General features: G+C 75.5%; 7 protein-coding genes. 5 read left to right on the forward strand and 2 right to left on the reverse strand.

Going from position 1 to position 14,461, the window contains the following annotated elements; translation table 11 throughout:
* Positions 1–5: 5 nt before the first annotated feature.
* Positions 6–851, reverse strand: a complete 846-nt coding sequence (locus Q3W71_RS23855; protein WP_302921654.1) for a GNAT family N-acetyltransferase — start codon at positions 849–851, stop codon at positions 6–8.
* Positions 852–1,000: 149 nt separating this feature from the next.
* On the opposite strand from Q3W71_RS23855, the gene gltB reads away from it, so the two are divergent.
* The 3 genes from gltB to Q3W71_RS23870 all read left to right on the forward strand — a co-directional run bounded on the left by gltB (position 1,001) and on the right by Q3W71_RS23870 (position 9,034).
* Positions 1,001–5,692: a glutamate synthase large subunit gene (gltB, locus tag Q3W71_RS23860; protein WP_302921655.1), complete on the forward strand. Its 4,692-nt coding sequence runs from the start codon at positions 1,001–1,003 to the stop codon at positions 5,690–5,692.
* A complete protein-coding gene (locus tag Q3W71_RS23865) occupies positions 5,685–7,190 on the forward strand; it encodes a glutamate synthase subunit beta (RefSeq protein ID WP_302921656.1) in 1,506 nt (501 codons plus the stop codon). Before gltB ends, Q3W71_RS23865 begins: the two co-directional genes overlap by 8 nt.
* 317 nt (positions 7,191–7,507) lie before the next feature.
* The gene (locus tag Q3W71_RS23870; protein WP_302921657.1) at positions 7,508–9,034 is read left to right on the forward strand and encodes an MFS transporter; all 1,527 of its coding nucleotides are present in this window, start codon (positions 7,508–7,510) and stop codon (positions 9,032–9,034) included.
* Between the two features lie 151 nt (positions 9,035–9,185).
* Here the strand turns inward: Q3W71_RS23870 and Q3W71_RS23875 are convergent, their stop codons facing one another.
* Entirely contained in the window at positions 9,186–10,721 is a 1,536-nt protein-coding gene (locus tag Q3W71_RS23875) for a M1 family metallopeptidase (protein WP_302921658.1), read from the reverse strand.
* 236 nt (positions 10,722–10,957) lie between these two features.
* Between Q3W71_RS23875 and Q3W71_RS23880 the strand changes: the two genes are divergently transcribed.
* A complete protein-coding gene (locus Q3W71_RS23880; RefSeq protein ID WP_302921659.1) occupies positions 10,958–11,758 on the forward strand; it encodes an SGNH/GDSL hydrolase family protein in 801 nt (266 codons plus the stop codon).
* Positions 11,759–11,922: 164 nt separating this feature from the next.
* Positions 11,923–14,457, forward strand: a complete 2,535-nt coding sequence (locus tag Q3W71_RS23885; protein WP_302921660.1) for a cell division protein FtsK — start codon at positions 11,923–11,925, stop codon at positions 14,455–14,457.
* The last annotated feature ends 4 nt before the right edge of the window (positions 14,458–14,461 follow it).

Genomic DNA, 14,461 nt, shown 5'->3' on the forward strand with positions numbered 1-14,461 from the left:
CGCGGTCAGGCCAGCACCGGGGCCGGCTCGGCGATGCAGGCGGTGCCGATCCGGCGGAAACCGACCCGCAGGTAGACCCGGGCGATCTCCTCGCTGCCGGCGGAGAGGAAGACCAGGTCGGCGCCGGCGGCCAGCAGCTCGCGGGCCAGCGTGGCGGTGACCGCGGCGCCCAGGCCCCGGCGGCGGGCGGCCGGCAGGGTGGCCACCCCGGCGATCTCGGCGACGTCGCCGACCCGCATCGCCATCCCGCTGGCCAGCGGGCCCTCCTCCGGCGTGGCGGCCAGCACGGAGAGCCGCCGGCCGTCGGCGATGCGGGTCCGCTCCTCGTCCAGCGCGGCCACGTCCAGCCCGGTCATCGCGGCGTCCCGCTCGGCCGGGCCGGCGCCGCCCCGGCCGGTGCCGGGGGCGGAGAAGCCGACCGCCGCCACGGCCCGCCGGGCCGCCACGTCCGCGGCCAGGTCCGGCGCGTCGGAGTCGAGCAGCCGCACCGGTACGTCGGTCAGCGTCGCCGGGTCGGGCAGTGCGGCGGGGTCGAGCACCATCAGCGGCGCCTCGAGTACGGACAGCCCCGCCGAGCGGGCCACCGCGAGCAGGTCCGGGGTGGTCTCGTGCACCCACTCGAAGGCCTCCGGCAGGCCCAGCTCGCGCTGCCGCTCGCGCACCTGGGAAACGTCGGCGAGCGAAGGGGTCTCGTCGGCGTCGAGCCGGGGCCGGGCATAGAACGGCCAGCCGGTCCCTTCCCGTACGAAGAGCACCAGGCCGCCGTGCTCCTCGGCCCGGGCCGCGTCCCGCGGCACCGCGTCGTAGAAGCGTTCCAACCGGTCGAAGAGTTCCTTGTGCTGGGGATCCACCGCGCGAGACTACACGTCCCAGACTCTGGAAGGTGTGATCAATCCGCACTGGCCTTGCGGAGCGCGCCCTAACGTAGACTCAATAAACCCACAAGGGCCGACGTCGTCCCGATCCCGTGAACCATCCCTGAGCGACGACAGGAGGCCCGGTGGCTTTTCCGTACCCTCATCGCCCCCAGCCGGCCGCGCCGCCCGGCCCCGGTGTGCCCGCGGCCGGGCTCTACGACCCTGCCCAGGAGCACGACGCCTGCGGCGTGGCCTTCGTGGCCGACCTGCACGGGCGGCGCTCCCACGCGGTGGTCGCCAACGGCCTCGCCGCGCTCTGCCGGCTGGACCATCGGGGCGCCCGGGGCGCGGAGCCGAACACCGGCGACGGCGCGGGCATCATGATCCAGGTGCCGGACGCGTTCCTGCGTGCCGTGGTGGACTTCCCGCTGCCGCCGGCCGGCGAGTACGCCACCGGCCTGGTCTTCCTCCCCGACGACGACGCCGCCGAGGCCCGCGCCCGCCGGGTGGTGGAGAAGTACGCCCTGGTCGAGGGGGCCGAGCTGCTCGGCTGGCGGGAGGTGCCGATCGACCCGACCGGCCTGGGCGAGACCGCGCTCGCCGCGATGCCCCGGATCCGGCAGCTCTTCCTCGCCGCGCACCGGCTCACCGACGCCCCGGCCGGCCCGGCCGGTACCCCGCTGCGCGGCATCGAGCTGGACCGGGTGGCGTTCTGCGTCCGCAAGCAGGCCGAGCGGGAGTCCGCCGAGCGGGGCGTGCCGGCGTACTTCCCGTCGCTGTCCGCGCGGACCATGGTCTTCAAGGGCATGCTCACCCCCGACCAGTTGCCCGCGTTCTACCCGGAGCTGACCGACGAGCGGGTGGTCAGCGCGATCGCCCTGGTGCACTCGCGGTTCTCCACCAACACCTTCCCGTCCTGGCCGCTGGCGCACCCGTACCGCTTCATCGCGCACAACGGCGAGATCAACACCATCCGTGGCAACCGGAACTGGATGCAGGCCCGGGAGGCGCTGCTGCGCACCCCGAACCTGCCGGGCAACATCCGGCGGATCTTCCCGGTCTGCACCCCGGCCGCCTCCGACTCGGCCAACTTCGACGAGGTGCTGGAGCTGCTGCACCTGGCCGGGCGCAGCCTGCCGCACGCGGTGCTGATGATGATCCCGGAGGCCTGGGAGAACGACCCGGACATGCGCGCCGACAAGCGGGAGTTCTACCGCTTCCACGCCAGCCTGATGGAGCCGTGGGACGGGCCGGCCTCGGTCGCCTTCACCGACGGCGAGATCGTCGGCGCGGTGCTCGACCGCAACGGGCTGCGCCCGGGGCGCTGGTGGCGTACCGACGACGGCCTCGTGGTGCTCGGCAGCGAGGCGGGCGTGCTCGACCTCGACCCGGCCCGGGTGGTGGCCAAGGGGCGGCTCCAGCCGGGGCGGATGTTCCTGGTCGACACCGCCGCCGGCCGGATCGTGCACGACGACGAGATCAAGGCCGAGCTGGCCGCCGAGCGGCCGTACGGCGAGTGGCTGCACGCCGGGCTGATCGAGCTGACCGACCTGCCCGCCCGCGAGCACATCGTCTACACCCACGACTCGGTACGCCGCCGCCAGCAGACCTTCGGCTACACCGAGGAGGAGCTGAAGATCCTGCTCGCCCCGATGGCCCGGGCCGGCGCGGAGCCGATCGGCTCGATGGGCACGGACACCCCGATCTCCCCGCTGTCCACCCGGCCGCGGCTGCTCTACGACTACTTCCACCAGCTCTTCGCCCAGGTCACCAACCCGCCGCTGGACGCCATCCGGGAGGAGTTGGTGACCAGCCTGGCCTCCACCATCGGCCCGGAGGGCAACCTGCTCGACCCGGGCCCGGCCAGCTGCCGGCAGATCGTGCTGCCCTACCCGGTGATCGACAACGACGAGCTGGCCAAGATCCTCTCCATCGACGAGGACGGCGACCTGCCCGGCTTCAAGGCGGTCCGGGTCTCCGGGCTGTACCGGATCCGGGAGGGCGCCAAGGGCATCAAGGCCCGGCTGACCGAGATCTGCCGGCACGTCTCCGAGGCGATCGAGGACGGCGTGCGGATCCTGGTGCTCTCCGACCGGGACTCCAACGCCGACCTCGCGCCGATCCCGTCGCTGCTGCTCACCGCGGCGGTGCACCAGCACCTGGTCCGCGAGCAGACCCGCACCCAGGTGGCGCTGATCGTCGAGTCCGGCGACTGCCGCGAGGTGCACCACGCGGCGGTGCTGATCGGGTACGGCGCCGCGGCGGTCAACCCGTACCTGGCCTTCGAGTCGGTGGAGGACATGATCTCCACTGGCGCCCTGGCCGGGGTGGAACCGGGCACGGCGGTACGCAACTACGTCAAGGCGCTCGGCAAGGGCGTCCTGAAGATCATGTCCAAGATGGGCATCTCGACGGTGTCCTCGTACTGCGGCGCGCAGGTCTTCGAGGCGGTCGGGCTGGACGCCCGGCTGGTCGAGCGCTACTTCCGGGGCACCCCCAGCAAGATCGGCGGGATCGGGCTGGACGGCATCCACGCCGAGGTCGCCGCCCGGCACGCCCGGGCCTGGCCGGCGCCGGGCACCGCGGCCACCGACCGGCTGGAGGTGGGCGGCGAGTACCAGTGGCGCCGCGAGGGCGAGCTGCACCTGTTCAACCCGGAGACGGTCTTCCTGCTCCAGCACGCCACCCGCAGCCGGCAGTACGACGTCTTCCGCCAGTACACGGCCAAGGTCGACGAGCTGGCCGCCCGGGCCGGCTCGCTGCGCGGACTGTTCACCCTGCGTACCGGGGTGCGGCCGGCGGTGCCGATCGATCAGGTCGAGCCGGCCACCGAGATCGTCAAGCGGTTCGCCACCGGCGCCATGTCGTACGGCTCGATCTCCGCCGAGGCGCACGAGACCCTGGCGATCGCGATGAACCGGCTCGGCGGCAAGTCCAACACCGGCGAGGGCGGCGAGGACGTCGAGCGGCTGCACGACCCGGCCCGCCGCTCCGCGGTGAAGCAGATCGCCAGCGGCCGGTTCGGGGTGACCAGCGAATACCTGGTCAACGCCGACGACATCCAGATCAAGATGGCGCAGGGCGCCAAGCCCGGCGAGGGCGGGCAGCTGCCCGGCAACAAGGTCTGGCCGTGGATCGCGCGTACCCGGCACGCCACCCCGGGCGTCGGCCTGATCTCCCCGCCGCCGCACCACGACATCTACTCCATCGAGGACCTCGCCCAGCTGGTGCACGACCTGAAGTGCGTCAACCCGGCCGCCCGGGTGCACGTCAAGCTGGTCAGCGAGGTCGGCGTGGGCACCGTGGCGGCGGGCGTGGCGAAGCTCAAGGCCGACGTCATCCTGATCTCCGGCCACGACGGCGGCACCGGCGCGTCCCCGCTGAACTCGCTCAAGCACGCCGGCACCCCGTGGGAGCTGGGGCTGGCCGAGGCGCAGCAGACGCTGCTGCTCAACAAGCTGCGCGACCGGGTCACCGTGCAGGTCGACGGCCAGCTCAAGACCGGCCGGGACGTGCTGATCGCGGCGCTGCTCGGCGCCGAGGAGTTCGGCTTCGCCACCGCCCCGCTGATCGTCGAGGGCTGCGTGATGATGCGGGTCTGTCACCTGGACACCTGTCCGGTCGGCATCGCCACCCAGAACCCGGTGCTGCGGGAACGCTTCACCGGCAAGCCGGAGTTCGTGGAGAACTTCTTCCTCTTCCTCGCCGAGGAGGTCCGCGGCTACCTGGCCGAGCTGGGCTTCCGGTCGATCGAGGAGGCGATCGGGCACGCCGAACTGCTCGACGTCACCCCGGCGATCGAGCACTGGAAGGCCGGCGGCCTCGACCTCACCCCCGTGCTGCACCTGCCGGAGCTGCCGGCCGGCGCCGCCCGGCGGGGCGTCCGCGCCCAGGACCACGGCCTGGAGCTGGCCCTGGACAACGAGCTGATCGCCCTGGCCGAGCCGGCGCTGACCGCCGGCACCCCGGTACGGGTCGAGGTGGCGGTGCGCAACGAGCACCGCAGCGTCGGCGCGATGCTGGGCGGCGAGGTGACCCGCCGCTACGGCGGGGCCGGCCTCCCCGCCGACACCATCGAGTTCACCCTGCGCGGCACCGCCGGCCAGTCGTTCGGCGCGTTCCTGCCGCGCGGGGTCACCCTGCGGCTGCACGGCGACGCCAACGACTACGTCGGCAAGGGCCTCTCCGGCGGGCGGCTGGTCGTCCGGCCGGACGCCGCCGCGCCGTTCGTGGACGGTGACGCCGCGCCGGGAGACCGGGCCGAGGACCAGATCATCGCCGGCAACACCATCCTGTACGGGGCCACCGCCGGCGAGGTCTTCCTGCGCGGCCGGGTGGGGGAGCGGTTCGCGGTGCGCAACTCCGGCGCGGCGGCCGTCGTCGAGGGCGTCGGCGACCACGGCTGCGAGTACATGACCGGCGGCACCGTGGTGGTGCTCGGTCCCACCGGCCGCAACTTCGCCGCCGGCATGTCCGGCGGCACCGCCTTCGTCTGGCAGCTCGACCGGCGTCGGGTCAACACCGAGCTGGTCGACCTGGCGCCGCTGTCGGAGGAGGAGCAGGCCGTGCTGCACGAGCTGGTGCAGCGGCACTTCGCCGAGACCGACTCGGCGGTCGCCGAGGAGCTGCTCAAGCGCTGGCCGGAGGCGGTGGCGGAGTTCACCGCGGTGGTGCCCCGGGACTACCGCCGGGTGCTGGAGATCATGCGGGCCGCCGAAGCCGCCGGCCGCGACGTCGACGACGCGGTGATGACCGCCCTGGCGGCACCGGGTCCGTCGTCCGTTACGACCACGCCCGTGCAGCGGGCGGCGGCCCAGGAGGTGGCTCGTGCCTGACCCGAACGGTTTCCTGCGCTACAACCGGCGGCTGCCGGCCCGGCGGCCGGTGCCGGTGCGGATCAGCGACTGGCGGGAGGTCTACCCGCCGGCCGGCGAGGAGCTGATCCGTGAGCAGGCCACCCGGTGCATGGACTGCGGCATCCCGTTCTGCCACGACGGCTGCCCGCTGGGCAACCGCATCCCGGACTGGAACGACCTGGTCCGCACCGGCAACTGGGACGCGGCGGTGGAGTCGCTGCACGCCACCAACAACTTCCCGGAGTTCACCGGCCGGCTCTGCCCGGCGCCCTGCGAGGCCGCCTGCGTGCTCGGCATCGCCGGCGGTGAGCCGGTCACCATCAAGCAGGTCGAGGTGGAGATCGCCGACGCGGCCGTCGCGCGCGGGCTGGTGCCGCGCCCGGTGCCCGCGCCGTCCGGGCGGTCGGTCGCCGTGGTCGGCTCCGGGCCCGCCGGTCTGGCCGCCGCCCAGCAGTTGGTCCGCGCCGGTCACGCGGTGACCGTGTACGAGCGCGACGACGCGCTCGGCGGTCTGCTCCGGTACGGCATCCCCGACTTCAAGCTGGAGAAGGAGCACATCGACCGGCGGCTGGCCCAGCTCGCCGCCGAGGGGGTGCGGTTCCGCACCGGGGTGAACGTGGGCGTGGACGTGACCGCCGAGCAGTTGCGCGCCGAGCACGACGCGGTGCTGCTGGCCTGCGGCGCGTTGCAGGGCCGGGACACCCCGGAGACGCCGGGGCGGCAGCTGCGCGGCGTGCACCAGGCGATGGCGCACCTGGTCGCGGCGAACCGGGTGGTCGCGGCCACCGGCGAGGGGCGGCCCGCGCTCGCCGTGCTGCCGGACGGCACGCCGATCGACGCCGCCGGCAAGCACGTGGTCATCATCGGCGGCGGCGACACCGCTGCCGACTGCCTCGGCGTGGCGCACCGGCAGGGCGCCGCCGGCGTCCACCAGCTGGACCTCTACCCGCAGCCACCGCAGGCCCGGGACGAGGCGCGCGACCCGTGGCCCACCTGGCCGTGGATCCTGCGCACCTACCCGGCGCACGAGGAGGGCGGCGAGCGGGTCTTCGCGGTGGCGGTGCAGGAGTTCGTCGACGACGGCACCGGCGCGGTCCGCGCGGTCCGGATCGCCGAGGTGACCGTGGAGAAGCGGGACGGCCGCCGGATCGTCACCGCGCTGCCCGGCACCCAGCGGGAACTCCCGGCGGACCTGGTGCTGCTGGCGATCGGCTTCGAGGGCACCGAGGAGCAGCCGTTGCTGGCGCAGCTCGGGGTGAGCCGCAACGCCCGCGGCGCGGTGGACGCCCGGCCGGACTGGCAGACCGGCGCGGACGGGGTCTTCGTCGCCGGCGACATGCACCGGGGCGCCTCGCTGATCGTCTGGGCGATCGCCGAGGGCCGCGCCGCGGCGGCCGCCATCCACGCCTACCTCGGTGCCCCCGGAGCCCTGCCCGCTCCGGTGCACCCGGCCACCGAACCGCTCGCCGCCCGCTGACCGGTCGCGACGCCGGATCCGGGCCGGAAGCGGCCCCCGCGGGGGCCGCTTCCGGCGCCCGATCGGCGGTCGCGGCGACGGCGTCGGGCGGCGGAAGTCCGGTCGGCCGTCCGGGCCGGTGGCCCGGTCGATCGGGGGAGGTGCCGGGGACCGGACGGCTGCCCGGTTTCTCCCGGTCTGCGGCCCGCTGCGACGGCGGCTGGTGAACCCCCTCACCAACAGCGGCGGATCGGTTTGCCGGCCGCCAGACTTGGCGACCGCCGAACCACCGAGCGGGTCGGCGTCGTCCGTCGCCGTCGTACGGGGAGGTCGTGGCCGTGGGTGCCACGTTCGCAGCGCTGCGCCACCGCAACTACCGGATCTGGGCCGCTGCCGGGTTCGTGTCAGTGGTCGGCACCTGGATGCAGGTGCTCGGGGTCAACTGGTACGTGCTCGCCGAGACCCGCTCGGCGACCTCGATGGGCCTCGCCGTCCTCCTCCAGGCCCTGCCCACGCTGCTGCTCAGCGTCTGGGGCGGGGCGCTGGCCGACCGGCTGCGGGCCAAGCCGCTGCTGATCGCCGCGCAGGCGGCGCACGCGGCACTGGCCGCCGGGCTGGCGGTGGTGGCCGTCACCGGCGCCGGCGGCCTGCCGGCGATCTACGCGATCTCGCTGGCCACCGGCGCGGTCTCGGCGATCGAGGGACCGGTGATGGGCCGCTGGACGTCGACCCTGGTGGACCGGGAGAGCCTGGGCAACGCGCTCGCGCTCGGATCGCTCACCCACTCCGCCGGCCGCATCCTGGGCATGAGCGCCGGTGCCGTGCTGGTCGCCGCCGTCGGCCCGGCCCTGCTCTTCGCGATCAACGCGGCCAGCTTCGTCGCGGTGCTGGTCGCGCTGTTCGCCGTACGGGAGCGGGAGCTGCACACCGACGAGCCGGCGGCCGACGCGGAGCCCGCGGACGGCGGCATCCGGGCCGGCTTCCGCTACCTGCTGCGCCAGCCGGTGGTGCTGGTCGCGCTGGCCCTGTCGTTCGTGCTCGGCAGCCTCGGGCGCAACTACCAGGTCACCATGGCGGCGATGAGCGACGGGCCGCTGGGCGGCGGCGCGGCCGGCTACGGACTGCTGTCCACGGTCTTCGCGGTGGGCACGGTGCTCGGCGCGTTCGTCGCGGCCCGCCGCCGGCACCTGGGCTACGGGGTCCTGGTCGGTGCGGGGCTGCTGGCCAGCACGCTGCAGATCGGCGCCGGCCTGGCGCCGAGCACGCTGGGCTTCGCCGCGGTGATCCTGCCGATCGCCGCCGCCGCGGTGGTCATCGACACCACCGTCGGTACCCGGGCCCAGCTCGACACCGACTACGCGATGCGCGGGCGGGTGCTGGCCGCGCTGGCGGTCACCGGCTCGGTCTCCGCCGCGGTCGGCGCCCCGCTGCTCGGCTGGCTCTCCGAGCAGGCCGGCCCCCGGCAGACGCTGGTGCTGGCCGGCGCGGCCACGGCGGTCGCCACCGCGGTGGCCGGGGTGGCGTTGGACGGGCTGCGAGGCCGTCGCCTGCACGGGCGGATCACCCGCGCGCTGGCCGCGCCCCGGGTGCGCCGGGCCGCCTCGACCGCCGCCCGGGTCGTCCGGCCCGCGTCGACGGTGGTCCGCCCGGTGCCGGTCGCCGCCGTCCGCCCGGTGGGTGGCGTCCCCACCGCCCGCTGGGCACCGCCCCGGCCGCACGGCGCCCGGCTGCGCCCGCCGGCCGACGAGTACGCCGCCGGCGCCCCGCGCCGGGCCCGCCGCCGCCCCGGTTTCGCCGCCGCGTCCCACCCGGCCGGCCCCCCGGTCGCCTGCGCCCGCTCCACCCCCGCCCCCGAACCCCGCTAACCAACCCGCCCCTCCGGCCCGCCCCTCCGACCCGCCCGCCACTGCCGTTGATCATGAGGTTGGCGGCGGTCGCGTCGGCGTGTCGCACCGCCAACCTCATGATCAACGAGCCGGGCCCGGGCCCGGGCCCGGGGTGGGGGTGGGGGTGGGGTTAGTGGGTTAGGAGGGTGTGGGAGGTGTGGATGTGGGGCCAGGACTTGGGTTGGGTGGGTGGGGTGGTCTTGCGGGCAGTGGTGGGGAGGTCGGGGCGGGTGGGGGTGAGTAGCCAGGTGGTCAGGAGGTCGTCCAGGTCTAGGCCGGAGATCCGCTCGGCGAGGGCCTGGAACTGCTCGATGCTCGCGTTGCCGTGCCGGTGCTCGGCGGTCCAGGCCGGCAGGATCGCGAAGAACGCGTCGTCGCCGACGGCCAGCCGGAGCTGGTGCAGCGCCATCGCGCCCCGGTCGTAGACGGCGTCGTCGAAGATCCGGTTCGGGCCGGGCTCACCCGGCGGCACCTGCCAGAACTCGTCGTCGGCCGGGTAGCTGGCGTAGGTGAAGTCGAACAGTTCCTGCGCGGTGCCCTCGCCCTGCTCCTCCGACCAGAGCCACTCGGCGTAGGTGGCGAAGCCCTCGTTGAGCCAGATGTCGCTCCAGTCGGCCACCGAAACCGAGTCGCCGAACCACTGGTGGGCGTTCTCGTGCACCACCACGTAGGTGTTGGCGCCGCGACGCCAGAAGCCCGGGCCGTACACCGAGCGGGTCTGCGTCTCCAGCGCGAAGCCGATGCCGTCGACCGGCCCGGCCACCCCGCCCTGCGCCTCGAACGGGTACGGGCCGAAGATCCCGCTGGCCCACTCGACGATCTCGGCGGTGCGCTCGATGCTGGCCCGCGCGGCCGGCCCCAGCTCGCCCAGCGTGGTGCTGTACGCGTTCACCACCGGCTGGCCGTTCGGCGCGGTGTCGCTGACGATGTCGTACTGGCCGATGGCGAGGAAGGCCAGGTAGGTGGCGGTCGGCGAGGTGGTGCGCCAGCTCCACCGGGTGCGGTTGCCGGCCTCGGCGACCGGCGGCCGCGGCTGGACGCCATTGCTGATCACCTCGACGCCGGTGGGCACCGAGACCGAGATGTCGTAGGTGGCCTTGTCCGTCGGGTGGTCGTTGCTGGGGAACCACCACCAGGCCGACTCCGGCTCGTTCACCGCCATCGCCCCGTCGTCGGTACGGGTCCAGCCGGTGTAGCCGCCCACCAGCGTCTCGGACGGTACGCCCGAGTAGCGCACCACCACGGTGAGCTGCTGGCCGGCGGTCACCGCCCGGCGCGGGGTGACCACCAGCTCGTGCACCCCCTCGCGGGTGGCGGTGGCCTGCCAGCCGTTGACCCGTACCGAGTCGACGTCGAGCAGGAAGTCGAGGTTGAACCGGGACAGGTCCCGGGTGGCCCGGGCCAGGATGGTGGTGGTGCCGGTGAGCAGGTCGGTCTGCGGGTCGTAGCGCAGCCGGACGTCGTAGTGCTCGACGTCGTAGCCGCCGTTGCCGTAGTCGGGGAAGTAGCTGTCACCGAGCCCTGGACCGCCGGGTTGCGGCGCGGCGGTGGGCAGGACCGGCCGACCCCAGCCCGGTAGGGCGGCGTGGCCGGGGGTGCCGGCGACCAGGGTGCCGGCGGTGGTGACGGTCAGGGCGGCGATGGCCGCCGTGAGCGCTCGTCGCACGGGGTGGACTCCCTCCATCGGGGTGTTCGCACGGTCAACCTAATCGACGCATGTGAACATGTCGCGTCCGCCATGCCGCCGCGCCACGGGGTCGGACGTTTCCGTCCCGGGATGGCGGCGACGGTTCCCCTGATGGAAATATTTCGATAGCATTACCGGCTAGTAACAACTGTCACAACCCTGGCCACGCGCGCGGTCACAGGGCCCCACCACCTGAGTCCTGTGGAGGTCCCGTCATGCCCCACCGCCCGCTGGCCCGCGCCCTGGCCGCGCTGGTCGCCCTGCTCACCGCCGCTCTCGGCGCGGTGTTCCTGCCCGCCCCCGCGCAGGCCGCCGCCACCGTCAACTACGTCGCCCTCGGCGACTCCTACTCCTCCGGGGTGGGCGCCGGCCCGTACGACTGGTCCGGCTGCCTGCGCAGCCAGAAGTCGTACGCCCCGCTCTGGGCCGCGTCCCACGCGGTGACCAGCTTCCGGTTCGCCGCCTGCGGCGGCGCGGTCACCGCCGACGTCATCGCCGACCAGGTCGCCGCGCTCTCCAGCACGACCACCATGGTCACCATCACCATCGGCGGCAACGACGCCGGCTTCGCCGACGTGATCACCAGTTGCCGGTTCGGCAGCACCTCGACCTGCACCGACGCGGTCAACGACGCGAAGGCGTTCGCCACCGCGACGCTGCCCGGCCGGCTCGACGCCACGTACGCCGCGATCCGGCAGCGGGCGCCGAACGCCCGGCTGATCGTGCTCGGCTACCCGCGGCTGTTCGAGACCACCAGCTGCGGCTGGCTGGCGATGAGCGTCTACAAGCGCACCATCCTCAACGAGGCCGCCGACCTGCTCGCCACCGTCATCGCCGGCCGGGCGGGCGCCGCCGGGGCCACCTTCGTCGACACCCGCCCGTACTTCGCCGGGCACGGGGTCTGCGGCGCCGACCCGTGGATCCGCGACGTCAGCGGGGTGATCGAGGCGTACCACCCGGACGCCGACGGCTACCGGTACGGCTACCTGCCCGCGCTGACCTCCGTCACCGGCTGAGCCGTACCACCGGCGGCGGCCGGCGCTCCACCCGGAGCGTCGGCCGCCCCGGCCGGCGGCGGTCCGCCGCAGTGTCGGCGAGCCGACACCGGCCCCGTCCGCGACCGTCGCGGCCCAGCTCAGTTAGGCGTCGCGGGGACCGGACGTCGGCGACGGGAGCAACGGTGGGCAGGCTCGCTTCGGGGTACGGGCAGGCGGTCGCCGCGCACCGGGCCGCCCGGGCGCACCTCGACGCCGCCCGCCGGGCGATGGCCACGACCGCCGCGCCCGGCCCGCCGACCGGGACCGCCGAGCTGGTCGGCCGGCTGGCCCGCCTCGGCGACACCCTTGCCGCCCCCGAGCCCGCTCCGATCGCCGGCACTCCGGTCGCCATCCGGATCGGCACGGCGTCCACCCCCGACGGTGACTTCCCGGCCCTGGTGCCGCTCGGTGGCGGTCACCACCTGGCCGTCGACGCCGACGCCGGCGACCCCCGGGTCGCCGGGCTGCTGCGCGCGGTGGTGCTGCGGCTGCTCGTCGCCGCCCCGCCCGGCGCCGTCCGGGTCGCCGGCCTCGACGCCACCAGTCCGGACGCCGCCGGCTCGCTGCCGGCCGGGCTGGCGGTCGGCCCGCTGCGCCCACTGGTCGCCGCCGGCGTCCTGTCGGTGACCGGTGGCGTCAGCGCGCTGCTCGACGTCGCGGAACGGCATGCCCGTGCCGCCCGGCAGGCCGGCCGCGCCGACCAGGAACTCCTGGTCGTGGTCGTCGGCGCGAGCCCGCCACCGGAGGCGGCGGCCCGGCTCGCCGCGCTCACCCGGGCCGGCCCGGCCGGCGCGGTCTGCGTCCTGGCCGCCGGCTGGCCACCGCCGGCCGACCGGCCGGTGCTGGGCGGCACCACCCAGGTCCGGCTGGCCGAGACGTACGCCCACCTCGGCGACCCGCCCGGCACCCCGTTCAGCGCCGACGGCAGCGGGCTGGCCGCGCCGGTGCTGCTCGACGGTGACCCGCCGGCCGCCGAGGTGGCCGCCCTCGCCGAGCGCCTCGGCGGATCCGGGAACACGGTGCGGCTCGCCGCCCTGCTGCCCAGGTCTCGCTGGACCGGCTCGGCGGCCGGCGGCCTGCGTACGGTGATCGGCCGGGCCGGCCCGGAACCCGTCACCGCCGCCCTCGACCACGCCACCCCGCACTGGCTGGTCGACGGGTCGGCCGGCCGGGCGTCCTTCCTGCTCGCCGTGGTGCACGGGCTGGCGGCCCGCTACCCCCCGACCGGACTGCGGTTCCACCTGCTCGACGTCACCGGCCGGGCGGGCTTCGCCGAGCTGGCACCCACCCCGGGCGACCCGTCCTGGCTGCCGCACGCCCGCGCGGTCGGCGTCGAGCCCGACCGTGAGTACGGCCTCGCCGTGCTGCGCGACCTGCGCCGCGAACTGCGTCGGCGGGCCGCGGCCCGGAAGCGGCCGGGCGTCGACGCGCCGGCGGACCGGCCCCGGATCGTGGCGGTGGTCGACGGGTTCGAGGTGCTGCTCGCCGGGGACGACGCGCTGGCCCGCGAGGGGGCCGACCTGCTGGTCGACCTGGCCCGGGCGGGCGGCCCGGTCGGGATGCACCTGGTGCTGGCCGGCCCGACCCCGCGCGGGGCGCTGCCCGGCCGGATCGCGGCGGTCCTCGCGCGGCACGCGCTGCGCGTGATGGTGCGGGAAGAGTCGCGCGAAGCGTCCGTCGCCGGACCGCTCGGCGGCTCGGTCCTGCCGACCGCACGCGTCATCGCCGGCCGGCCCTCCGGCGCGGGCATCGCCGCTCGGTTCCCCGACGCGCACGCCGCCGCCGGCGAGCTGGCCCGACTGCGCCGCGAGCTGTGGCAGGCCCGCCCGCCCGGCGCGCGCCCGCCGGCATTCTTCGCCGGGTACGCAACCGCCCGCGTCGAGCAGGACGCCACGTTCGCCGGGCTGCGGCCGGGCGGACGGCGGCCGTTGGCCCTGGTCGGCCGGACCGTCGACGTGGACGGCACCTCCGCGCTGTTCATCATGGACGCCACCCCCGGTCGGCACCTGGCCGTGGTCGGCGCCGCGGCGACCGGTGCGGCGGTGCTCCGCGCGGCCACGCTGAGCCTGGCCCGGCAGCACGCCCCGGGCGATGCCCGGTTCCTGCTCGCTCCGCTGACCGCCGCCGCCGACCCGGCCGCCGAGGACACCGTCGCGACGCTGGCCGCCACCGGCCACCCCGTCGGGCGGCTCGACGCCGCCGGCCTGCGCGCCGCCCTCGCGGCCTGCCCCGGGACCACCGCGAGCCCGCCCGCCGGATCCGGGTCGGCCGGGGGCGTTGCCGCCTCGGCCCCCGCTGCCGGCCGGACCTACCTCGTGGTGTTCGGGGTGGACGCCGCGCACCCCGTGCTGGCCACCGTCGACCCGGAGACCGGTCGCACCGGCCACGAGGACCTGCGCGCCCTGCTGCGGCACGGCCCCGGCCACGGGAGGCACCTGCTCGGCTGGTGGCGCGGGCTGGGCCCGCTCGCCCGTGACCTCGGTGACGCGCGGGCGCCCGAGGACCTCGCCTGCCTGGTCGCACTGGACGTGCCCGGCGCCGACCTGGGTGCCTGCCTCGGCGTGCCCGACCTTGGGTCGCCCCGGCCCGGCCGGGCGCTGCTGGTCGACCGGCACGACCAGCGCACCCGGCTGATCGTGCCGTTCACCGGCGACGGCCGCGAGCCGGGGGAGGGCTGAGCGG

It is taken from the genome of Micromonospora sp. C28SCA-DRY-2, assembly GCF_030519475.1.
Taxonomy (GTDB): domain Bacteria; phylum Actinomycetota; class Actinomycetes; order Mycobacteriales; family Micromonosporaceae; genus Micromonospora.

What these genes read in the sequence shown, in the direction of transcription:
- Q3W71_RS23880 (WP_302921659.1), top strand. Translation starts at nt 10,958, where the DNA reads ATGCCCCACCGCCCGCTGGCCCGCGCCCTGGCCGCGCTGGTCGCCCTG.